The organism is Arthrospira sp. PCC 9901 (assembly GCF_059013425.1).
In genome coordinates this window covers 2047982-2073132 of the sequence record NZ_CP102296.1, presented here as the reverse complement: position 1 = coordinate 2073132, position 25151 = coordinate 2047982, and the positions used below count along the sequence as shown (strand labels likewise).

The window sequence follows — 25151 nt, the reverse complement described above, 5'->3', positions numbered from 1 at the left end:
CTTGGCAAACATCAGATTTGAGTCAACAGCAAAATTCCCTAGGCTTGGATAAGTCGCCCTGGTGTTGTATTATATCATAGCAGAGCGGTGGTTTGAATAAGTGAGAATTTGGGGGTAACTGTTGGACGGTTGCCAATTCTACCTAAGACGCTGACAGATTATTATTAGTTGTATAAACACGCATTTGGGGAAAGTTAGTGAATTCAGAACAGATTGAGCTTTATTGTAGTCAAGGCCAGGTTTTTTTTGCTCAGGGTGATTATCCAGCTAGTATTGAGGCTTATATGAAGGCTTTAGAACTGGATATTAACCATGCAGAGATTTATATCCTGTTGGCAGAATCATATATTTATAATCAGGAAATTGATGCAGCTATTTCGGCTTTAGAAAAGGCTTTAGAATTACAGCAGGATTGGGTTGGTGCTTATATGCGGGTTGGTAATGCTCTGCAAATCTGTAATTGTCTGGATTTGGCTATTTGGGCTTATACTCAAGGTTTGGAAATTGAGCCAAATTATAGCATAGCTTATAGTAATTTGGGTGGTGTTTATTATCAGCAACAGAGATGGCATGAGGCGATTAATTGTTATCAGAAATGCCTGGGAATTGATCCTGATTTGGCGATTGTTCATTGGATGCTAGGAAATGCTTTGATTAAATCAGGGGATATCGCGGGCGCTATTACCTGTTATCAGCGGGCGATTAACCTACAAGACAGACCGGATTTTTATCGCAAACTGGCGGAAGCGCTAGAGAAAAATGGTCAGATTGATGAGGCGATCGCTACTTATCAAACAGTCCTAAAACTTGATGCTAATCATAGTGATATTATCGGGAAAATTGCCCAATTAAAATCCCGGCTAGAAACTCCGGTTTCGGGGTCTATCAGTGAATCGATGAATTTTATAGCAGATGCTACCGATAGTTTTGATGAACAGGGGGTAGATTTTTCGGGTCAAGTCTTAGAAGGGGAATTACACTATCAGGAAGAAACCCAGGAATCAGAGGATTTAGTTACCCCTCCCACTGAACAGTTATTAATTAAAACTGATGAAAAATTCGTGGCAGAAAAGCCGATAAATCCCAGGGTATTATCATTACAAAAACAAGCAGAATTATATTTATCTCAAGGCAAATTAGAGGAAACTGTTGCCACCTGTCAGCAAATCTTAAAACTCGATCCTAATTTTTTATTTGTCTATGTAGTCCTGGGTAATGCCTTACATTTTCAAGGCAAAATATCCTCAGCCATTCGCGCCTATAATCAAGCCTTAGAAATTCATCCCAATTTTGCGGAAGTTCATGCTAATCTAGCGACCATGTATCTGCAAAATGGGCAGGTAAATGAAGCGATCGCCGCTTATAAAAAGTCCATTGAGATTAAACCGGACTTGGCGGCGGTACATTGGAATTTAGGGAGAGTTTATCAACAATTAGGAAATACAGAAGCCGCCATTAATTCCTGGAAAATCGCCTTAGAATTAAAACCCGATTTAGTAGAAGCCGACTTTCACTTTGAGTTGGGCAATATTCTGGCGCGACGGGGTGAATATGAACCAGCGATCGCCAGTTATCAACGGGCAATTTCCCGGAAACCCAATTGGGCGGAACCCTATGCTAATATCGGCTGTTTACGGGTGCAGCAAGACCGCTTACAAGAGGCTTTAGACCAGTTACAAAAAGCCATTTCTCTCAACCCCCAAATGCCGGAACTGTATCTACACACCGCCCGCATTTTTACCAAACTCCGCCGCCACCAAGATGCCATTAATCACTATCAAAAAGTAATTGAACTCAAACCCAATTTTCCCGATGCCTATGCTAATTTAGCGAATATGCAGGCAACCATTGGACAACTACCAGAGGCGATCGCTAACTATCAAAAAACCCTACAATTAAAACCAGAATGGGCAGAAGTTTACTGTCGTCTCGCCCATATTCAAAAACAAAAGGAACCCAAAGAAGCCGTAGCCAACCTAGAAAAAGCGCTGGAACTTAAACCAGATTTTGCCGAAGCCTATCAACAACTCTGTGATCTTCTCAGCCATTCCACCAATTTAGGAAAAGCCAGAAAGGTAGCCGATCGCTACTGGGAAAACTGCGGTAAAACTCTACCCGTCTTATGCGCGATCGCCTATATTTTTTCCTATACTCAATCAGGCGCTTGTGAACAGGCATTAGCCAAACTTGAACACTTAGAAACCATCTGTAATAACAGCATAGAAAACCTCACCGAAATCGAAATCAGGCTAATTTATGAAATCATTTTATTTACAGTTCCCCACCTCCGGGATAACTTAGAAGGAAACGCCCGATTTTATCAGATAATTTGTCAATCTTATTACCAAGAACCCATAGCCACTCCCCCGTCTATTTATGCCGAACCGCGTTCCCCTTTAAAAATCGGTTTTCTTTCCAAACATTTTCGCCGCCATTCCGTGGGTTGGTGTGCCGAAGGAGTCATCAAAGAAATGTCCGCAATTACCCCCCATATTAATTTATATATTAGTGGCATACTGCACCCCGATGAGGTAACAGCCAGATATGAACAAACCGTCGCTAAATGCTATTGGCCGAAATCCTATCCCAATGGTTTTGCCTCCGCAGAAGAATTAAGTCAAGAAATCCGAAGCGATCGCATTGATGTATTAGTTGATCTAGACTCAGTAACCATTCCTGTAAACGTGCAAGTTTTGCATAAATCCCCCGCCCCAGTTTGTGTAACTTGGTTAGGATTTGATGCCCCCTATCTCACCAGTAACCATTATCTAATTTGTGACCAAAATACTCACCCACCCGGAATAGAAAAACATTATCTCGAACGCCTAGTTAGGCTACCAGATACCGCCGTAGCCATAGCCGGACTTCCCACCCGTCCCGTAGATAGAAACATGGTGAGACAACAGTTAAATATCCCCCCAAATGCCGTAGCTTATCTATGCGTTGCGCCGGGGCGAAAAACCAATGGGGAGATGATCAAAGCCCAGGTTAATATTCTGCGATCCGTTCCCAATAGTGTATTAATTCGCAAAGGTCAAGGGGATGCCAAACTACTGCGAGAAATGTATAACCAAGCCTGCGAAGACCTAGGAGTTGACATCAATCGTTTAATCTTTTTAGGACTCACCCCAACCGAAGAAGAACACCGAGCGATTTATAAAGTTGCGGATGTCATGTTAGATTCCTACCCCTACAATGGAGGAACCCATAACCTAGAGGCATTATGGTCAGAATTACCCGTAGTCACCAGGTCAGGTAGACAGTATTTATCGCGGATGGGTTATGCTTTCCTAAAATCAGTTAACCTTGATATAGGTGTAGCTTGGAGTTGGGAAGAATACACCAAACTAGGGATTGAATTTGGTCAAAATCCCGCATTAAGACAGCAAATTAGTAACCATTTAGCCAGAGTTAAACAACCAGAAACTCTCGCCCCCTTGTGGAATCCTAAACAGTTAGCCATTCAAATGTATCGAACCTTTGAACAATTAAGGCGCGTGACTAATTAGGAACATCTCGCCCAGAAACGTTATCATGGACGATAGCACAATTAACTGTTGAGTTGGACCACTAAGGTCGCTATCGTGGAACATCCCGTTTCATCTACTGTTCACTGTATTAACCCCAAATGCCCTAAACCCCATGGCCAGCCTTGGGGTAATAGGTTTTGTCAAAGTTGCGGTGCGCCATTGCAACTCAACGATCGCTATATTCCCTTAAACAGTCTAGGAAGTGGCGGCTTTTCCAGGCTGTACACCATTTGGGACTTGAAAACCCAATCCGAAAAAGTCCTGAAAGTCCTCGTGCAACCCGACCCCAAAGCCCTAGAATTATTTGAACAAGAAGCCAGAGTTTTGGCATCCCTACAGCATTCGGGAGTCCCACGGGTAGTCCCAGACGGCTATTTTTTCCTACGAAGACGCAACCGTAACCCCTTACAACTTCCCTGCTTAATCATGGAAAAAATTAACGGCCTTACTCTCGAGGAAATTCTCGCCGAATATCCCCAAGGCTGTCCTGAAGAGTTGGTCATGCTGTGGCTGCATCAGGCTTTGGATATTTTGCGGGAGTTACACAAACGGGGAATTGTACACCGAGACCTGAAACCCTCTAACCTGATGTTGCGTTTACCCCACCCGCAAACCCTCGACTACAGCCAGCTTGCCGATAGTCCCTTGGTGATGATTGACTTTGGCGGCGCGAAACAAATTGGGGCTTTAGTCCATAGCGATCGAGAAACTACCCCCAGAAGCCACACCCGCCTAGTTTCTCCCGGTTATAGTCCCCCGGAGCAAATAGTTGGGGCCGCCATAACTCCGGCCACCGATTTTTATGCTTTGGGGCGAACCTGTATCCACCTGTTAACGGGTCTGTTTCCCGCCGAACTTGAAGACCCCATGACCGGAAAATTGCAATGGCAACATCGGGTAGCCGTGACTCCCGGCTTTGCCGAATTACTTGATTGTATGGTCGAAAATGATGTGAATGAGCGCCCCCAAAATGCTGATGATATTCAAACCTATCTATTCCGCATCGCCAGGATGAAAAGGCATCCCCGCCGGATGATGTCCTTTCCTCAACTGTTTCTTGATGTCATCAAAACTGCATTAATTGAAGTCGATCGCATTATCTGGGGGGGATTGAAATTGGTTGGGCGCAGCGTCCTGGCTATATCTCAGGCTATCACCGAAACCCTTTGGCAAATCGGGTTGGCTAGTTCAGGAGGAATGCTGGGGGCGGGGTTAGGGTTAATTTTAGCCTATCAATCTCCCCTCGGTCAAATATTAGGGGATTTACTCAAGCCTTCTTTACCCCTGTTGTTTAGTCATCTATCTAACAATTTGGGCGCGGAAATTATAGTGTTAAGTTTAGCCGGATTAGGCACAGGTTTAGGCTTGACCGATGGCGCAGGTTTTCAGCAACGCCGTCACTATAAATGGGCGGGCGTGATGGGTGTATTAGGATATTTAACGGGGGGGTTACTGTGGCGCATTATCAGTACCATCTCCCTAGTGCCAGGGTTTGGCAATTTGGCTATGGCGAGATGGTTTTGTATAGGAATGACTACCGTGATTTTAACCTGGGGATTGGATTGGAAAAGCCATCGCTCGGTTTATGCGATCGTTTCCGCCAGCGCCACCAGCGCCATTTTTTGGGGTTTAGCTAACTTTAATATCCTGCCAATTTATTTATTACAATTTCCCCAAATTACCCTGAAACTTGAGTGGTTAGAGTTCTGGTCTGCCATTACTTTTGTGGGTTTATTGGGCTGCACTATAGCTTTATCTTTGGCAGTAATTCACTATACAATTATCCCGATTTTACGCCTAATGGGATGGAAATAGACATCAGCAATAATCCCCAGGCTGAGAGAATTGTTTATCTGTCTATTTTATCATCAAATATAGGTAAAGTAAACCAGAATTTTGCCCCTTCCTTTGGAGTGGCGATCGCCCCTATTTTACCACCGTGGGCGTTGATAATTTGCCGACACAAATATAAACCCAAACCTAACCCTTGAATATTCCCCACAGTTCGCCCCCGTTTATATAAATCAAAAATCCCATCTAATTCCTGTTCACTCATACCATTACCATTGTCTTGAACAGTGCATCGGACTAACTTAACCCGGGTATTTTTAGGGGAGATAACTTCTGTAATCAACTCCGCTGACAGAGTGATGATAATACCCGGAGGATTATATTTAATCGCATTAGATAACAGGTTATCAAAAACCCTCCATAGCTGATTAGGGTCAGCGTTAACCGAGGGTAAATTTTCCGATATTTGATTATTAATTGCCGCCTGTTCTTTTTGTAAGATTAGCTCTAATTCCAGGGATAATCTGTTAGTAAAGTGACGCAAATTTAAGGATTGACAATTTAAATGAATCCCCTTTAATTCTATATCGCTGGTTTGCACTAGGGAATTAATCAAAGCCAATTGGCGAGTGCAACTGTTAGCCATACGCTTTAAAATTGATGGTGCTACAGGTAATTCCTCATAATTTTCTGGTATTTTTTTGAGGAGATTTTGCAGCACCATTAACATTCCAGTAACCGGATTTCGTAAATCATGGGACATCGCATGAATATAAATTCGCAGGGCAGATTCTATCTTTTGGCGCTCCCTAATTTCTCGCTCTAATTGCTGATTTTGGCTGATTAATTGCTGTTTTTGTTGACTAATGGTTAATTGAGTTCTCACCCTCGCCAATACTTCCTGAACATGAAAGGGTTTAGTAATATAATCCACCCCTCCCACATCAAAAGCTAATACCTTATCCATGGTATCACTCAACGCACTCAGAAAAATAATAGGAATCTCCCGAGTTGTCGGCTCATCTTTTAAATATTTAGCTACCTGATAACCGTCTAATTCTGGCATCATAATATCCAGTAAAATTAAATCAGGAGGTTCCGCTTTTACCGCCTGTAGCGCCCGCTGACCATTGATAGCCTTACGGACTTTATAGCCCTGTTCTAGCAACATTTGAGAGAGGAGGCGGAGGTTCTCGGGAATATCATCAACAATCAAAATATCCGGTTGAAACTCGGAACTAATATCACGACTCATATTCGCAATCCCTATAATAAAACTATTACTATGACCCTAGGGCAGCATCGGATCTGCTTTCCGATCAAATCAAAGTTTTCGTAACATCATTTATTGTATCTAATCGAAAATTATTTACCAACTCCGTGAGAGTGGCCACTAATTCCGTTTCCGATTCGGGAATTTCAGTAATTAATTGGAATACCTCCGCATCATCCCCAGAAATTGCCGCCTTATGAAGCCGTTTTAGCCAATCAAAAGACATAACCATTAAAGCCTGCGGTGTCAGGGCGCGCAGTGATTGAGAAGAGACGCTAGGGGGGTTAGGTTCCATCAGATAACGGTAGCGCAGACCTAAATGAATTGCCATTTTTTCCAGTAAATCAGGATTCTGAAAAGGTTTGCGTAGGATATCATCACAGCCAGCATTGATAATATCTACCTCCTGTTCACTTAGGGCGCTGGCGGTGAGAGCAATTATTTTAACTGTATCACCAAAGGGGCGCGATCGAATTTGGCGGGTCGCCTCATAGCCATCCATAATTGGCATCCGCATATCCATCCAAATTAGTTGGGGTTTATGATTTTCCCAAGTGGCGATCGCCTCCCGACCATTTTCTGCTTCCAAAACCTCAAATCCTAAAGGTTCTATAATTCTAGCTACCAATAGTCGGTTTTCTGGGACTTCATCTACTACCAAAATCCGGTAATTTTGACCATCGGATTCAATGGAAATTTTCCGGCTACACATAGGAGTAATAATCAAGGGCTGGGCTGTAGCTAAATCTAAGGGAATCTCAAAACTAAATTTACTCCCCACACCCATAGTGCTATCAACGGTAATATCTCCTCCCATCAACTGCACAAATTTTCGACTAATTGGCAATCCTAACCCGGTTCCTTCCTGAGAAGATCTCCCCGTTTCTGTTTGCACAAAAGCATCAAATAAAGCATCGATTTCCTGGGGTGAAATTCCTGGGCCTGTATCTTCAACTATAAACTGCATCAGTACAGTATTAGAATCTGTATGAGCATCTTTAGGTGTCGGTAGAGTCTTAGTGTATAATGTCACTTCCCCGGCGGTCGTAAATTTAATAGCATTGGCGAGTAAATTGATTAAAACTTGTCGCAGCTTTTTCTCATCACCTAACAGATACCGAGGCAAATCTAAGGGGCGATTAATATTTAATACAATATCTTTATGGGCAGCTTTTAACTTAAACATTTCCTCCAGGGTTTCCAGAAGCCTATGCAGGTCAAAAGGATGAAGTTCTAAAGTGATTTTTCCCGCTTCAATTTTGGATAAATCTAGAATATCATTAATGAGTTCTAGGAGGTGTTCCCCACTGCGATTAATAATTGCTAATTCCTGGGAACCTTCAGCAAATATGGGGTTATCAGACATCAATTGACTAAACCCCAGAATCGCATTAAGGGGGGTTCTTAATTCATGGCTCATATTGGCTAAAAATGTACTTTTGGCACGGTTCGCAGCATCGGCAGCGCGTCTGGCTTCTTCTAGGGCAATATTTTGGGTAGCTAGTTTCAGCCTTTGTTGTTTTTCTCGTTCTAATAAATTGGCTTGGGCGAGGGCTATTCCCATTTTAGCAGCTACTGATTCTAAAAGGTCGATTTCTTCATCTGTCCAGGTGCGACTGTTGCTACATTGACTTAGATAAATTGCGCCGTTGGGTTCACTATGATAGGATGTGCGAATAGCTAAAAGAGATTTGATCTCAAATTGCTGGCAAAACTCTAAGGCTCCTTGTAGGTTTTTATCTGTGTTAATATTTTCGTGAGTGATGGCGATATCCTGACTAAGAATCCTGTCAATATAGGGATAATCTTCGAGGGGATATTCCTGATTTAAAATCGGGGGATACTCGCATTTTAAATATTCGGCAACGGCTTTAATTTGGGGTGTGGGGCTAGATAAATAAGTGTAAATCGTACAGCGATCGACTCCGAAAGTTTGACCAATACGGTTGGCTGCAGTTTGAAAAATTTGCTGGGGATCTAGGCTAGATCTGAGTTCCTCGGTGATTTGTCGCAGCAGTCTTTCTCTCTCAAATTGGCGGCGGAGAGCTTCTTCCGCTCGACGGCGATCGGTGATATCATTACTGCTAGTAAGTAGACATTCTTGGCTGTTTAAATTAATGATATCTGCCGAAACTAATCCGCTTCTAATCTCGCCATTTTTAGTTCTAAATTCTAGTTCAAAGTTGCGGACTTGACGATTTTGGGCTATAATATCCAACATCTCTGACCGTTGATAAGAATATACCCATAGGTTGAGTTCGTCCAGGGTGCGATTGATAATTTCTTCCGCATTGTATCCGGTGACTAGGCAAAAACTTTCATTAACTTCTAGGTGAATACCATCATCAAGACGACTAATTGTAATGGGGTTAGGGGCTGCATGAAAGGCTGTAGAAAATTTTTGTTCTGACTCCCTAAGTGCAGCTTCAGCAGCTTTACGTTCTCGGACTGCGGCTTCGGCAATTTTAACTTTTTGCTCGAGTTGTTGAGTACGTTCGGCAACTTTTTGTTCTAATCTATAGGAGTATTCCTGAAGTTGACTATAGGAAAGTTTTAATTGTCCCCGCATTTGTTTAAAAGACCTGGCGAGGGTGCGGAGTTCTTGAGTGCAACTATTTCCAACTTTCTGATTCCAGTTACCCCTAGATAGGGCGTTAGCCGCTTTCGCTAAATCGATAATGGGGCGAGTAATCCACTCTCCGGTCATCCATCCTATGGCGATCGCTACTGCTAAAGCAATCACCGATAATCCCATGGTAAGGCGGGTATTATTTTGGATATTTTGCATAAAATCGGCTTCGGGAATCACCACCACAATCAACCATATTAAACCCCGTTCATCCCGAAAAGGTAGCAGTTTTATATATTGAGTTTCACCATTAAATGGGATTTTTCTAAAATAAGAATTATCGATGCGATCAAATCTATCAAATTCATCTTTTAAATATTTACTGATTTCTTGAATTAAAGGGTTTGCACTAACTAAAGCAGCCTTTCTAATTATGCGATCGTCTTCCTGTGTAAACAGGGGTTCTGAGGTAGAACTTGCTACTAATAAACCCTCATGATCAATAATAAATGCCTCTCCGGTTTCTCCAATATCTAAACTCTTCAAAACTTGACTAATATAAGACAGACTGATGACAATACTCATGACTCCATCAGCTTCCGTGGAATCAGGGGAAGAATAAATAATTTGACTAGCACTAATTTGCAGAATTGGGGGGGGTTCAAACCGGGTATAAATTGGGCTCCAAACAGGTTGATCAGTGCCGATCGCCACCCGATACCAGGGTCGCTCATGGGGATCATAATCGGGATCAATATAATCTGGTGGTTGCCTATTAATTGCCTCTAAGCTATTGTAGCGATATAAATCAAAGTTGGTAGATGCCCCAGCAATTCCTACTTGTAATTGACCATCTTGAGTGCGGGCAGTTGAGCGATATTCTCCCTGCTTATTACCAATAGAAATAATATCAATTGATTCAAAAAACTTGGCTTTTCTCCAGAAATACAATTCCCATCCTGATAAATCTTCAATATCTAATAATCCCAAAGCTACGGTATCTTGAATATCCTGACCTACTATAAAAGGAATTTCTAAGTAGTGAGTTATATTTTCTTCAATGCGAGTTACAATTTCGACAATCAACCGATGGGCTAAATCATCAACGGCTTTCTGTCCGTTTTTGAAAGACAGATATCCCACGACACCAACAGTGGCAAAAATTTGGACGACAAAAGGGATAACTAACAGTCCCCGCAGCGATATTTTAGAGGATATCCCGGTAATTAAGCGACGACGGATAGACCACATTTTGGGGATACGCATCATAGCTAGGTGAGTGATTATATGATATAATAGGGGAAGTTGAGAGCTAATTTTAGTCCCAACTTCCCTATCTATAAACTATCAGGTTTTAGCCTAAACTGCATTCAAGCCTAACATTCCTTTGAGGGTAAAGTAGGTAAATAAGAAGACACTTATCAGTAAACCTAACAGGGCGATCGCTGTCACGGGACGGTTTAAAAGAGGTTTGAGACGTTCAAACAGGAAATAAAAAATCCCCAGAGTAAAGGTGATCAGGTAGCGGGGATAGCGGGATACATTCTGAAAAAAGTCTTGCATAGGTTAATCTAATTAAATGGCTAGGGAGTGACATCAGTATACCATTATAATTAATTAACTGGGCAACTGTTGCTAGTTGCCCCTAGGGATGTCGTCAAAAATTGGGTTAATTTAGGCGATCGCCTGATTCGAGATCAAACCAGTGCATCTGTTGTCGAGATAGGCTTAATTTTACCTGTTCACTTTCCCAAAGTAGGTCAGCCGGAATCACCGCCCGCAGAGTTTGTTCAGAGCCGTTAATGCGGACACTCAAAAGTTTTTCTTTCCCCAAGTCTTCAATTAAATAGACCTGTCCTTCAACTAGATCGGCATCGGCTTCTTCTCCTAAAGATACATCCTCTGGACGAATCCCAAAAACCACAGCTTTTGGGGAAGTTTGTAAATAAGGTAAAGTTAAACCAAACTCTCCTAAAATTGCCTGATTTTCGTGACAGTCTAAGGTTAATAAATTCATTTGAGGACTCCCCACAAATCCGGCTACAAACCGATTAGCCGGCTGCATATAAATCTCAGTAGGAGAGGCTAACTGCTGCAAATACCCATCATAAAGTACCGCAATTTTACTAGAAAGAGTCATGGCTTCCGTTTGGTCATGGGTGACATAAACCACAGGTTTTTGTTGAGATTCAAATAACTGTTTGAGGTCGGCGCGGACTTGTTCCCGCAACAGCGCATCCAAATTACTCAGAGGTTCATCTAACAGGAAAACATCAGGGTTACGGACTAGCGATCGGGCTAAAGCCACCCGCTGACGCTGACCCCCCGAAAGTTGTCCGGGTTTACGCTCTAATAGATGTTGAATTCCCAAACGGTTCGATACATCATTAACCCGTTTTTCAATTTCTATGCTATCAACTTTCCGCAATTTCAAAGAGGTTGAAATGTTTTCATAAACCGTCATGTGAGGATATAACGCATAACTCTGAAATACCATCGCCATATTGCGTTTACCAGGGGGAATATTGGTTAAATCTTCTCCCCCTAAAATTACCTGACCCTGGGTGGGTTCATCTAACCCAGCAATCATCCTTAATAGGGTTGATTTCCCACAACCAGAGGGACCCAGAAGAGTGAGAAACTCCCCATCATTAACATTAACACTTACATCTTTAACGGGGATGACATTATGAGCGAATTGTTTACGCAGGTTTTTTAGTTCTAATTTAGCCATGATTTCGATAATTACAGAGCAGTGATTGAGGTGATTTTAGCCTTTGACAGCGCCGGCTGTGATTCCTTGAACAATACGACGTTGGAACATTAACACTAAAATAACCAGGGGAATAGTTCCAGTTACGGTAGCAGCAGCAATAGGACCATAGGGGATTTCAAAAATAGATGCACCTCCAATTTGTGCAACGGCTACCGGAATGGTATACATTTCTTCGCGGCTGATAAAGGTGAGAGCAAAAATAAACTCATTCCAGGCGAAAATAAAGGTGAGAATTCCGGTGGTTACTAAAGCAGGTATGGTCATGGGTAGAACTATCTGTAACAGCATCCCAATGGTTCCATATCCGTCAATTTTGGCGGAGTCTTCTAGGTCTTTTGGTAGTTGTTGGAAAAAACTTCTCAAGACCAAAATTGTCAGGGGTAAATTAATGGCAGTGTAGGGGATAATTAGGGCGATGTAGTTGTTACCTAATCCCATAAATTTGACAATTTCCAGCAACCCTAAAAATAGGAGAACATAGGGAAACAAACTGATAATTAGGACAAAGCCGAGGATCACATTTTCTCCGGGTATTTTTAATCTAGTTAGGGTGTAGGCGGCGGGGGCCCCAACTCCTAAACATAGAAAGGTTGAAATGAGCGAAACTAAAGCACTATTAAACACATAGCGCAGAAAGTGCCAGCCTAAACTTTGATAGTGTTGAAAGGTGAGTTGATCCAGACTGGGAAAATAAACATTGGGAATGGTGGAAATAGATTCATTGGTTTTTAAAGAAGTTAGCAACTGCCATAACACGGGCGCTAGACAAAATATGATGGTGAGAATCACACCTATCCACAGAAAAATCCGACCCCAGTTGATTTGGCTTTTGCTATCAGTTTCTGAGGATTGATTAGCAACGGTCATTGATTATTTACCTCCCATAACATTTAAGCGAGTTCTTGATAGGAAAAAGGCAGCGATCGCCACAGCTAAAATCAGCAGTAAAAAGGTGACTACAACCAAGGCAGCACCATAGCCAAAATCCAGATATCGGCGCACCGTAGCATAGATATAAATAGACACGGTTTCTGTAGCCCCACCGGGTCCCCCGCCAGTCATGACTTGCACCAAGTCAAAAATACCAAATGCTTGGGCAAACCGAAACAGTAAAGCAATGATAATTTGAGGCATAACTAGGGGGATGGTAATTTGCCAAAAACTCTGCCACTGGTTAGCGCCATCAATAGCATGGGCTTCGTATAAATCACTAGAAATCGACTGCAAACCAGCTAGGAGAATAATGGCAATAAAAGGGGTGGTTTTCCACACATCAGCGATAATCATAGCTAACATGGCGCGGGTAGGATCGCCTAGCCAAGTAATGGGGCTATCAATGAATCCTAAGCGGGTCAGAATATCATTAACTACCCCATACTGATCATTAAAAATCCACGCCCAAGCTAACCCCATCACGGCTGTAGGTAACGCCCAAGGAATTAGGGAAGATGTGCGGACAAAACCTCGCCCAAAAAAGGCTTGATTTAGCACTAATGCGATGCCCATACCAATCACCAATTCTAAGAAAATAGAGATGATGGTAAAAACGCTAGTATTCCACATGGTTTGCCAAAATCGACCATCTCCAATTAGGCGCTGATAGTTGGATAATCCCGCAAAAATTGGTTGTAATTGAGTGCCTAAATTATTGGTAAATAAACTCAACCAAAATGCCCTACCTATCGGATAAATAAACACAAAGCCAAGAATTATCAAAGCTGGTGCTATTAAGATCCATCCGGTGAGTTTCTCTTGGCGTTCCATCTGATTGTTAATTCTTTCATTCATGATTAATTAGTTATCGATTCAACAAGGCGCGGGTTTCATTGGAGGCAGCTTGCATGGCTTGTTCTGGGGTTCTGCTTCCGGTTAGGGCGGCGCTGAGATACCGTTGCAAAATATCAGAAGCCTGGGCATATTGAGCGATCGGAGGCCTTAAAACTGGGTTCTGCACTACTTCCAATAAGTTGGGAAGATAGGGAAACTTCTCGACTAATGGCGGGTCATTAAATAGGGATATTCTGGAGGGAACATAACCAGTTTCTAAAAAGTATTTGCGCTGAACTTCTGGTTTATTAAAGAAGTTGATAACCGCCCAGGCTTCATCTTTATGGCGAGAAGTAGAGGCAATGCCAAATCCCCAACCTCCTAAACAAGCACCACTATTTTTACCGGGGGCGTGTACCATTGGTTTAATGGCAAAATTTCCGGCTATGTCTGAGTTGGAGGCGAGGGAATAAACATAGGGCCAGTTTCTTAAAAAGGCAGTATTACCACTTTCAAATAGGCGGCGGGTTTCTTCTTCGGCGTAGGTGGTAACTCCAGGGGGAGAAATGTTTTTGGTAATGGTATCTCGGAGAAATTGCACAGCGGCGATCGCTTCCGGTTTATCTAACCCGACTTCTCGGGTCTCTGGGTCGATCCAAAATCCTCCAGAACCTTCTAAAATTTCGGTAAACATAGCCGATAAACCTTCATATTGTCTACCTTGCCACAAATAACCCCATTGGGCTAAATCTTCTTCTTGTAGCCTTTGGGATATCTCTATTAATTCATCGAAAGTGTCGGGGGCTTCTGCGCCAATTTTTTCTAATAAATCAGTCCGATAATACAGCATTCCTCCGTCTGTACGGAAAGGCATTCGGTAAAGTTTATCTTGATAGCGTCCTCCGTCAATATCCCCTTCTAAATACGCCTGTAACTGTCCTGGAGTCACCCGATTAGATAAATCATATAACCACCCGGCTGCTGCAAACTTTTGTACCCAAACGATATCCATATAAGCGAGATCGTAGGGAGAATCTCCGAGTAAAAAAGCCGAGGTATATAGGTCTTCGACTAAATTGGTGTTATTGGGTCCACTGATGACTTCTAGGCGGATATTTTCGTGGCTTTCATTAAAGTCTTTAACCAGGGGTTGCCATTGGGCTGCTTCCAAGGCTTGGACTAACACCCTCACGGTTACTGGTTGTTGGCTAAAGGCGGGAATAATAACGCACAATACCGCTAATAAACTGGCGATCGCTAATACCAAATTTCGCCAAAATCTCGAATATTTTAGATTAAGTAAGCGGCTATTGATTTGACGATTAATTCTGTGTTTATGTAACATTACTAAATTTTTGCAATTGACAACCGGAAACAATCCCTATATCTGGAGATAGACCTGATTTACACTGGTATCAAATGCAGGTTAGGGTTCACTTGGGTTATGATTATACAAATTTTTGAGGATTATGGCAAGGCAACTTTAGATTACTTAATATTTAAGGGGTGGCCATCGGAAAATTTCTGTATAATCTGACACACATCAGATTGATTGATGCTATTAACCTTTAAGGTGAGATAATATCACCTAATTTAAAACTATTTTTAGCCATTAATTATCATCTGGCGATCGCTTACCGAACCACTAGAATAAAAATTACATTGACTTATAGACACGAGGCTAGTAAAATCTTCTGAAGATTAATTAATCAGACCTTGATAATTTAGGGAAGACCAGTGTTAGACATTAAACTGATTCGGGAAAATCCACAAGAGATTCAACAACGCCTCAACCGTCGAGGAAACTATGACCTAGAAGCCATCTTAGAATTAGATGAAAAACGGCGGGAACTTGAACAGCAACGCATTCAACTAGAAACCCGCAGCAACGAGATCGGTAAACTTGTAGGAGAAAAAATCAAATCTGGAACCGACCCTAAAGGGCCAGAAATTCAAGCATTGAGGGAAGAAGGACAGCAAATTAAGTCCCAGTTAAGTGACTTAGAACCCCAAGAAAAAGACCTAGAATCGCAAATTACTAGCCTATTACTTCCTTTACCAAACCTTCCTAGTGACACCACCCCAGAGGGAAAAAGTGAAGCCGAAAATGTGGAAGTACGCCGCTGGGGAGATGAATATAAACTCCAAAATGCCGAGATTTTACCCCATTGGGAAATCGGAGAAAAGCTAGGAATTCTTAACTTTGAACGAGGGGTAAAGATTGCCCAAAGTCGTTTTGTTAGCTTAGTGGGGGCTGGTGCGGCATTAGAACGCGCATTAGTTCAATTTATGCTGGATACTCACACAGCTAATGGCTATTTAGAAGTTATACCACCCCTGCTAGTTAATAGTATATCTTTAACTGCTACAGGTCAATTACCTAAATTTGCGGAAGAAAGCTTTAAATGTGCTGATGACGATTTATGGTTAATTCCTACTTCAGAAGTTCCGGTAGTTAACCTATATCGTGATGAAATTTTAGAAAGTGAACAACTCCCCATTTATCACTGTTCATTTACTCCCTGTTTTCGGCGGGAGGCGGGAAGCTATGGAAAGGATACCAGAGGTCTAATTAGACTGCATCAGTTTAATAAAGTGGAATTGGTGAAATTAGTACACCCAGAGACTTCGGAGTTAGAACATGAAAAATTAGTGGCGGATGCTGAAGGTATTTTACAGGCTTTAAAATTACCCTATCGTGTGATAGAATTGTGTACGGGAGATTTGGGATTTGCAGCAGCTAAATGTTATGATTTAGAAGTATGGCTACCTTCAGCAGGAACTTACCGAGAAATTTCGAGTTGTTCTAATGTTAAAGATTTTCAAGCCAGACGTGCCAATATTCGGTTCCGGGAAGCCAAAGGCGACCCCAAGAAAAAGAAAAAGAAAACGGAGTTTGTTCATGCTTTAAATGGTTCAGGATTGGCGGTTGGACGAACTATGGCTGCCGTTTTAGAAAACTATCAGCAGCCGGATGGAAGCGTTAAGGTTCCAGAGGTTTTACAGCCTTATTTGGGGCGAGAGGTTTTGTAAAATTTGGCTGGTATGTTAACTTAAAAAAAAGAGTGGGGTTTTGCTTAGGCTTAACCCCAAGGTAAAAATTAACTTGTTTCTGAAGATCAGCTATTGGTAAAATTTGGTTAGTGAATTGTAAAGATCACCATGAATTTTAAAACACGAATTAGCGAATTTACAGGTTCATAATTCTTTAACCATAATCTCAACCATAGACATTCTTCAGCGAGACATAATAATGATACCAGTAAAAATTAGGGAAAGTCCGATCCACTGATTCAAATCAAATCTTTCACCAAATAGTAAATTTCCGGCGATCGCAATTAAAGTAAAGCTAATTCCGGCAAAAATTGGATAAGCAGTCGAAACCGGAAGCTGATCTAATGCTTTCGCAAATAAAATCACATTAACTCCATAGACCATAATGCCACCAATAAACCAGGGAGAAAGCAACAGAGTTAACAAACTTGGATCGGTAGCTACCAGTCGCGATTTTTTTAACAGCAGACTACCGACACAGTTATTAATTGCTGCCAAAATCAAAAATCCCCAACCACTTAAATAAAAATTCATAGGATACCATTTAACTTAATTTATTCTAGCCATTTAGTGTTAATGACTCTGCCGCCAGAGTAATAACCTACTTCCCCAGGTTTAATCCTGTCTTTGATTTGAATGCGAAAAGATTGCATAGTCTGAAAATCCACATTAGAAATTATAAAGTTTTGGGTTTCTAATCTTTGGTCAAAGGGAATATGTACATTCATAAAATAAGTACCTGGTGATAATAGTTTAACCCAGTATTCCCGATCGCCAATGCGGTTAATATTTAAAGCATTCGAGGGATTAATCAAATTGTTAAATGTGGCATTGTTGAGTAATTCAATTTCTGACTCTGCAAAAAGTTGGCCAGCAGCATATAAGCCATTGCGATAAATATAGACTCCATTTAAGTTGTCTGGTATATTAATTAAAAACATTCTGCGTCCTTGGATTTCCTGATCAATGCTTTCAATTACTTGTTTAGCTATGTTCCCGGCTAAATTCCAGTTTTGATTAAAGCTATACAAATAATAAGATAAAATGATTGATATAATCATGAATTGAATAGCTAAAAGTACACGAAATCTAGCCAGAGAAACACCAATAACTAATACCAATAAAATCACCAAAAATGCCGATGGTAAATATAGGAGTCTTTCCCCTTCTGTATTGGACAAGGAAATGCGAATATTAATCACAGGTAATAAAGAAGTGCCAAATAATCCTAACAAAAGAATTGCTAATTTTGCAATTAATATATAAACCCCTTGTCGGCACAAACAGACGACCACAAAAGTACAAATAATGGTCATGAATATGGCAAAAAATATCACCCAGTTTTCTTCTGGAATATTAGGAAGTGGGGGAATGATAATTCTGAGGCTAGAAGCCAAACCTCGCTGGATAATGTCAAGATTAAAGTTGGTGTGAACCCCGCTTCCGTAGCCTCCTAAAAATTGTCTAATTCCCAAGTATCTTAGCCCCAAATAAATTGGAAAAACCGAGGCATACATTAGCGGCAAATATAGTATTTTTAATAAATTAATATAATTGTTTTTATTCAGGTAATTATATAATTCATATAACAATACTAATCCTGGGTAAATAATGACTGATTCTTTGGATAGTAAACCCAGAAAAAATAGGATATATGATATAAAAAATAATCGGTTATTGTCGGTTTCTTTATATTTAAGATAACCACAAAATGCCGCCAAGCCAAAGCAAGTAGCGACGAGATCGGATCTGGCTGATATCCAGGTAACAGCTTCAACATGACTATGAAGAATAATGAAAATAAAGCCGGAGACTAGGGAGAAAATATTAATTAATTTTCCGGCTAGATCTGCACCCCTAAACAACAGCCGAGACATTGCATAAACCAGAAAAGCATTTAAGCCATGGAAAAATAAGTTGGTGAGGTGATAACCAAGGGGGTTCAGTTCCCACAGTTGATAATCAGCAAATAGAGTTAGGGAAATTAGGGGACGAAAAAACACATCTGGTGGGGTTGTCCAGACACCAAATACACCTCTGGTTTTGATTTGATAAATCCAGTTAAAATCATCCGATAAGAAAAAAGAGTTGATGATGTTTCCATAGGCGATCGCTGTTAAAATCCAGCCAGAAATTAAAGTGATTGCGTGCCATTTTAACCAGGAATCCGTCTGGTTTTGGGATTTTATCATTTTGTTTAAAACCAATTAGAACTTTATTTTAACATCAAATTAATGGTCAGCATACCCATAAAAATTGACGGTAAATTACCCCGATCACCAGCTATTAAGATATTAATAGTTCCAGCCAATTCTACTGACTAAAATTAATAGAAAATCGCTGTCCTTCGATAGTTCCAGCCACAAAAATAGAACTAATCTCATTGTAGGAATTATAGCGAATATTGGCAGTTCCCATAACTCCGGGAATGGTCGCCCCTGTAATTGTCATCTCCAAACCGGAAGCAGTTTCGCGGGCTATATTACCCGTTAACTTCACCGAATTTTCCCTACTATCCCAAAAGGTTAGTTCAGCATTACCACTGCTATCAACATTAATAGAGGCGGCAGTAATAGATTCTTGAAAGCGACTATTAACCGAATAAATTCCACTACCAGTTTGACTAAGTTGCAATTCTCGGCGGGTAGTTTGGGCGATCGCCATAGGTGTTGTCATCACGGTTGAAGACAAAGGGGATACCCCCACCAAAATTCCTAGCATAATTAGCCAAAATCGGTGAATATTCATGGTTATTTTTTTCTCCACAACTTACCCAACAAGCGATCGCCATTAGGGACAGAACCCCTAATCATCAGATCCATTTATTGACCACTATCTGTCAATCTATTTTATACTGCATCAACCTCAAATGATCAAACCTGCGGTATGATATACAATTTAGCACTGGTAGGACATCAGATGATTGACCAGCTTTTAGATGGACGGTATCAGATCCTAGAGATAATCAGGTCGGGGGAATTTGGGAGTACCTATCTAGCCAAAGATACCCGTCGCCCTGGGGAACCTATATGCTTTGTCAAGCATCTACGATTTTTGGTAGAAGATCCCCAATTATTTAAGAATACTTACCGTCGCTTTCAACAGGAAGCCGAGGTTCTAGAAAAGTTATCCCACCACGACCAAATCCCCCAACTGCTGGCTTATTTTGAACAAAACCAGGAATTTTATCTGGTCGAATCCTATATAAATGGACAGTCCCTAGCCCAGGAAATTTTACCCGGTCAACCTTTATCAGAAAATCAAGTAATTTCTCTCGTATCAGAAGTGCTGGAAATTCTGGATTTTGTTCATAGTCAAGGAGTAATTCACCGGGATATTAAACCTAGTAATCTGCTGAGGCGAGATGCAGATGAAAAAATTATGTTATTAGATTTTGGGGCAGTTAAAGAAATTGCTTTTCACCAAAATCATAATCCTCCTACGGCGAGAATTGGCACTTTAGAATATATGCCCATCGAGCAATTTGAGTGTAATCCTCGCTTTAATAGTGATATTTATGCCCTCGGAATGATTGCTATTCAAGCATTAACTGGAATGGCAGCTTATGAATTACGAAAAATTCGGGAAAATCATCCGACCAATGCTGGGGAATTATTCTGGCGAGATTTAGCCATTGTTAGTCCTGAGTTTGCCGAGATTATCGATCGCATGGTTAAACCAGACTACCGAGAAAGATATCAGTCAAGCGAGGTAGTTTTGGCAGATATTAATAATCTCAGTAATCTTTCTCAAACTGATGCTAATAAACTCGAAAGATACCGAGAAGAAGTTAAGCGCATCGGCAATTATGAAGGGGAAATATCAGTAGTAGGTCGCCAAATTTTAGAAGAGTTACGAGTGAGTTTACAAATCTCCGAACCCCAAGCCCAAGCCATGGAAGACGAGATTCTTAATCCTTACCGTCAAGATCACCAGAAAGGCGATCGCTATCAACAAGCCCTGACCGAAGCCATTATACAGCAATATCCATTAGCCAAGAAAACCAGAGCAGAATTAGACCGACTGCAAAAAATGTTGGGAATTTCTGATCATGATATGGCTATCATTGAAGCCCATATTTTACAATACCCATTAACCAGAGAAACTAGAGAAGAATTAGGGCGACTTCAGCAATTATTAGGTCTTTCCGATGATCATGTAGCTTTGATAGAGGCTCAAATCTTACCGGAATCTTGGTTAAATCAGGTTTTAAGCAAATTAAATCCCGATCGCGATCATTTTCTGTCCTGGCGTTGGGGATTGATGATTAGTGGAATTATCATAGCCATTATCGGTTTGGGTTGGGGATTATATCAATATAATAACTGGAGACAAGCCCAAGCAAAAGCCGAGATTAAACAACAATTTGATGCCGAAAAAATTGATGATATTAGGTCATTATTAGCCGCCAATAACTATCAAGATTGTATTACCGCTGCCCAAACTTTTCCAGAGTCTTCACCTCAGTATCCTGCCGCCCAGGAATTACTCAGCCAATGTCAAGATGTGATTAGCTGGAAACAAGCAAAAGTTAACACATTCCCCATTCATAGAGCCGCCGTCCAGTCAGTTGCTGTCAGTCCTGATGGCAGGATAATTGCTAGTGGTAGCCGAGATAACACCACCAGACTTTGGCATATAGAAACCGGGGAAGTCCTGCAAAATTTTGTAGGCAATTCATCAGCTATTCTCTCCGTAGATTTTAGTAACGATGGCTTATCATTAGCAGCCGGAACTCAACTCTCTCAGGTGATAGAATGGAATCTGGAAACCATTGAATGGTATCCCCCATTAGTCGGAGGCTCTCCCATTGAAGCTATACAAATTAGCCCTGATAATAGAGCGATCGCCACCGGAAGTGCTGATGGTAATGTGCGAGTGTGGAATCGGAGAACTGGGTTAATTTTATATAACAACAATCAGCATTCGACTATTGTTTATTCCGTCGCCTTCACCCCCAATGGTCGTTGGTTGGTTACGGGTTCAGGGGATGGCAATATTCATATTATTGATTGGCAGATAGATCAGTTACGCCATAGATTCCCAGCACATACCGGAGAAGTGCGATCGCTTGCGATTACTCCCGATGGTCTGCAAATGATCAGTGGTGGTACAGATAACCATATCAAAATTTGGAACCTAATAACAGCAGAAGAAGTCATAACTTTAACAGGTCATAGAGGCGCAGTTCTTTCCGTAGCTGTTAGTCCAGATGGGACACAAATTGCTAGTAGTAGTCGGGATAGAACCGTCAAAATTTGGAACTTAAAAACTGGGGAATTACTTAATACTTTAACTCACCCTCAAGCTGTAGTTAATTCTCTAGTTTTTGGTATTAACTCCGAAACCTTAATTGGAGGCACTCAGGATGGAGTAGTTGTAGTCTGGCAACGGTAGTCTGCGTTAGGGGGGGTTCACCATCAGGATTTGAGCTGTGGGGTATGACCCCTATGGGTATTCAGCCTACTAGCTTTGAATTCATAATCCATTATTCCAGTATGATCCGCAACCGACCCGTCAATACCATAATCACAAATTCGATCTTTTGCTAAAATTCGGCCCAAAAGTTGCACGAATCGGATATAAACTTGTTGCAAAATATGATATTCTTTGGTCATAAGTAAAAGATTGTCAGGAATAACAAGACCAGGGGCTACTACATCTGTATCTGAGTCTACTAAGCCCAGATTAATTTTTTTAAATCTTTGTGACCATTATAGTGTCGTGCATCTTTACCAAAATTTACCTCAGTATTTACACAGATTATGATTGACCAACTGTTAGATAGTATGATATTCTTTCTTTGGTCATAAGTAAAAGATTGTCAGGAATAACAAGACCATGGGCTACTACATCTGTATCTGAGTCTACTAAGCCCAGATTAATTTTTTTAAATCTTTGTGACCATTATAGTGTCGTGCATCTTTACCAAAATTTACCTCAGTATTTACACGGATCATGATTGACCAACTTTTAGATAGACGGTATCAAATCCTAGAAGTTATTGAGTCTGGGGATTTGGGTAGTACGTTTTTAGCAAGAGATACCCGTCGGCCAGGGGAATCCCTCTGTTTTATCAAACATTTGCGACTTCTGGCAGAAGATATAAAACTGGTGAATATTGCTCGTCGTCGTTTTCGCCAGGAAGCCAAGATTCTGGAAAAATTATCTAGACATGATCAAATTCCGCAACTTTTAGCTTATTTTGAGGAAAACGAAGAATTTTATCTAGTGGAGTCTTACACTCCTGGTCATCTCCTCTCTGATGAATTTTGGCCCGGTCATCCCCTATCAGAAAACCTGGTAATTCAGATAATTTACGATGTCCTAGAAATCCTGACTTTTGTCCATAGATTCGGAGTAATTCACCGAGATATTAAACCTAGTAATTTACTCAGGCGAGACTCGGACGGAAAGTTAATGCTATTGGATTTTGGGGCGGTTAAAGAAATTAGTTTTAGCCAAAATCATAACCCCCCCACAGGTCCGATTGGAACCATAGAATATATGCCTATTGAGCAGTTCGAGTGTAACCCCCGCCTCAATAGCGATATTTATGCCGTGGGTATGGTCGCTATTCAAGCCTTAACCGGACTTCCTAGTTATGAATTATCACAACTGCGAGAAAATTATCATACTAACCCAGGACAGTTGTTCTGGAGGCATTTAACTATTGTTAGTTCCGAATTTGCCGACATTATAGATCGCATGGTGCAGTTGGACTATCGGGAAAGGTATCAATCGGCGGAAGAGGTTTTAACTGCTTTGCGAACCATGGGCGATCGCAGTCCCACCGATTTTAGTAAACTCCAAACTTACCGAGAAGAAATACAACGCTGCGCTAGTCATAAAGGTGATATTTCCGTAGTTGGTAGGCAAATTTTGGAGGAACTGCGAGTCACTTTAGAAATATCCAAGGAAGAAGCAGAAGCCTTAGAAGATGAAATACTTAATCCCTATCGTAAGTATCGTGAGAAGGGAGAACGTTACGAACAGGCATTAATAGCAGCAGTTAAACAGCAATATCCTTTTAGTGCTGAAACGCAAAGTGAACTAGATAGACTCAAGGAATTGTTAGGTATTTATGATGAAGATGTCGAGGTGATTAAATCTCATGTCTTACCCAAATCTTGGTGGAGTCAAATCTTAGCTATCTTTGGATATAATCCCCGTACTGAAGTGGCTAATAAACAGCCTAAATCATCCGTCGCTTTTCGTCCGCGCCCGTCTTTTTGGTTTGTGATTGGGGCTATTTCTTTGGCGATCGCCCTGTTAATTTTCCTGTTGTATCAATATCAAAGATGGCAACAGTTACAACTAACCAGAGCCAATCAACAACAACTTTATAGCCAACAGTTTGAGACCGTCGCCGATTTGGTACAAGCCGGAAACTACCAGGGTTGTATTACCCAAGCCCAACAAATTCCCGAATCTTCTAGCTATCATCCCCAAGCACAGACATTGCTTGAACAATGCCAAAATGTGGTTAATTGGAAACAAGCAGACCTAACGACTTTAGCAGGTCATACAGCCTCTGTAATGTCAGTATCAGCTAGTAATGAACGACAAATAATTGCTAGTGGCAGTCGGGATAATACTATCAAACTCTGGAATATACAAACCGGGGAAAATATCTCCACACTCACCGGAGATGGATCGGCTATTCTGTCCGTCAACTTTAGTAGTGATGGCATTGAATTAGCATCAGGGACGGAATTTTGGCGGATTCTGGAATGGAATTTACAAACCCGAGAATTGTATTTACCATTGGAACACTCAGCCCCAATTTTGACAGTACAAATTAGCCCTAATAATAGAAATATTGCTTCTGGCAGTGCTGATAATACTGTGCGAGTTTGGGATCGCCGTACCGGACAAGTTTTGTATAACCATACTCAACACTCAGAAACAGTTTATGCGCTGGCTTTTAGTCCTAATGGTCGCTGGCTGGTGACGGGTTCAGGCGATCGCACTGTTCATGTTATTGATTTAGAAATGCGTGAGTTACGCCACCGTTTACAAGGACATAACGGAGAAGTCCGAACCGTAGCCATTACTCCTGATGGTCAAAATATCATCAGTGGTAGTAGTGATAATACCATAAAAATTTGGGACTTACAAACCGGACAAGAAACCATAACCCTCACAGGTCATCAAGGGGAAATTCTCTCCGTAGCCGTCAGTCCCGATGCCTCTCAAATTGCCAGTAGTAGTGGCGATCGCACTGTCAGAATTTGGAACCGAGCCACCGGAGAGCTACTGAATACCTTAACAGATATTCCCGCCGTCATTAACTCCGTATTTTTCCTTAATGATGACACCTTAATAGGAGGCAGTCAAAACGGAACCGTTGCTATATGGAGGAGACAGCAATCATGAAAAGACTACCCA

15 protein-coding genes are annotated in these 25151 nt (G+C 41.3%); 5 read left to right on the top strand and 10 right to left on the bottom strand.

Going from position 1 to position 25151, the window contains the following annotated elements; all coding sequences use genetic code 11:
* Positions 1-197: 197 nt before the first annotated feature.
* Positions 198-3509, top strand: a complete 3312-nt coding sequence (locus NLZ44_RS09095) for a tetratricopeptide repeat protein (protein WP_493752566.1) — start codon at positions 198-200, stop codon at positions 3507-3509.
* A gap of 75 nt (positions 3510-3584) precedes the next feature.
* Positions 3585-5345 carry a serine/threonine protein kinase gene (locus tag NLZ44_RS09090; protein ID WP_493752971.1) on the top strand — a complete coding sequence of 587 codons (1761 nt, stop codon included), beginning with the start codon at positions 3585-3587 and terminating at the stop codon, positions 5343-5345.
* 34 nt (positions 5346-5379) lie between these two features.
* Here NLZ44_RS09090 and NLZ44_RS09085 read toward each other — a convergent pair whose 3' ends face one another.
* The 7 genes from NLZ44_RS09085 to NLZ44_RS09055 form a co-directional block, all read right to left on the bottom strand.
* Positions 5380-6576 carry a hybrid sensor histidine kinase/response regulator gene (locus tag NLZ44_RS09085; RefSeq protein WP_493752565.1) on the bottom strand — a complete coding sequence of 399 codons (1197 nt, stop codon included), beginning with the start codon at positions 6574-6576 and terminating at the stop codon, positions 5380-5382.
* Between the two features lie 64 nt (positions 6577-6640).
* Positions 6641-10432, bottom strand: coding sequence for an ATP-binding protein (locus NLZ44_RS09080; protein WP_493752564.1), 3792 nt, complete (start codon positions 10430-10432; stop codon positions 6641-6643).
* Between the two features lie 90 nt (positions 10433-10522).
* Entirely contained in the window at positions 10523-10726 is a 204-nt protein-coding gene (locus tag NLZ44_RS09075) for a DUF751 family protein (RefSeq protein WP_006621616.1), read from the bottom strand.
* Between the two features lie 106 nt (positions 10727-10832).
* Entirely contained in the window at positions 10833-11897 is a 1065-nt protein-coding gene (locus NLZ44_RS09070) for an ABC transporter ATP-binding protein (RefSeq protein ID WP_315638823.1), read from the bottom strand.
* A 36-nt stretch (positions 11898-11933) separates the two neighbouring features.
* Entirely contained in the window at positions 11934-12806 is an 873-nt protein-coding gene (locus NLZ44_RS09065; protein WP_493752563.1) for a carbohydrate ABC transporter permease, read from the bottom strand.
* Positions 12807-12809: 3 nt separating this feature from the next.
* The gene (locus tag NLZ44_RS09060; RefSeq protein WP_006621619.1) at positions 12810-13727 is read right to left on the bottom strand and encodes a carbohydrate ABC transporter permease; all 918 of its coding nucleotides are present in this window, start codon (positions 13725-13727) and stop codon (positions 12810-12812) included.
* Positions 13728-13737: 10 nt separating this feature from the next.
* Positions 13738-15051: an ABC transporter substrate-binding protein gene (locus NLZ44_RS09055; protein ID WP_493752562.1), complete on the bottom strand. Its 1314-nt coding sequence runs from the start codon at positions 15049-15051 to the stop codon at positions 13738-13740.
* Positions 15052-15443: 392 nt separating this feature from the next.
* On the opposite strand from NLZ44_RS09055, the gene serS reads away from it, so the two are divergent.
* Positions 15444-16739, top strand: a complete 1296-nt coding sequence (serS, locus tag NLZ44_RS09050) for a serine--tRNA ligase (protein WP_493752561.1) — start codon at positions 15444-15446, stop codon at positions 16737-16739.
* Between the two features lie 204 nt (positions 16740-16943).
* Here the strand turns inward: serS and NLZ44_RS09045 are convergent, their stop codons facing one another.
* The 3 genes from NLZ44_RS09045 to NLZ44_RS09035 form a co-directional block, all read right to left on the bottom strand.
* Complete coding sequence (locus NLZ44_RS09045; protein WP_006621622.1) at positions 16944-17294, bottom strand: DMT family transporter; 351 nt, start codon at positions 17292-17294, stop codon at positions 16944-16946.
* Between the two features lie 20 nt (positions 17295-17314).
* Positions 17315-18895 (bottom strand): glycosyltransferase family protein, encoded by a 1581-nt coding sequence (locus NLZ44_RS09040; protein ID WP_493752970.1) that lies wholly within the window; start codon positions 18893-18895, stop codon positions 17315-17317.
* A 178-nt stretch (positions 18896-19073) separates the two neighbouring features.
* Complete coding sequence (locus tag NLZ44_RS09035) at positions 19074-19508, bottom strand: hypothetical protein (RefSeq protein ID WP_493752560.1); 435 nt, start codon at positions 19506-19508, stop codon at positions 19074-19076.
* A gap of 171 nt (positions 19509-19679) precedes the next feature.
* Between NLZ44_RS09035 and NLZ44_RS09030 the strand changes: the two genes are divergently transcribed.
* Positions 19680-22157 carry a protein kinase domain-containing protein gene (locus tag NLZ44_RS09030; protein ID WP_493752969.1) on the top strand — a complete coding sequence of 826 codons (2478 nt, stop codon included), beginning with the start codon at positions 19680-19682 and terminating at the stop codon, positions 22155-22157.
* A 561-nt stretch (positions 22158-22718) separates the two neighbouring features.
* On the top strand, positions 22719-25139 hold the full coding sequence (locus NLZ44_RS09025; protein WP_493752559.1) for a protein kinase domain-containing protein: 2421 nt from the start codon (positions 22719-22721) through the stop codon (positions 25137-25139).
* Positions 25140-25151: the final 12 nt, after the last annotated feature.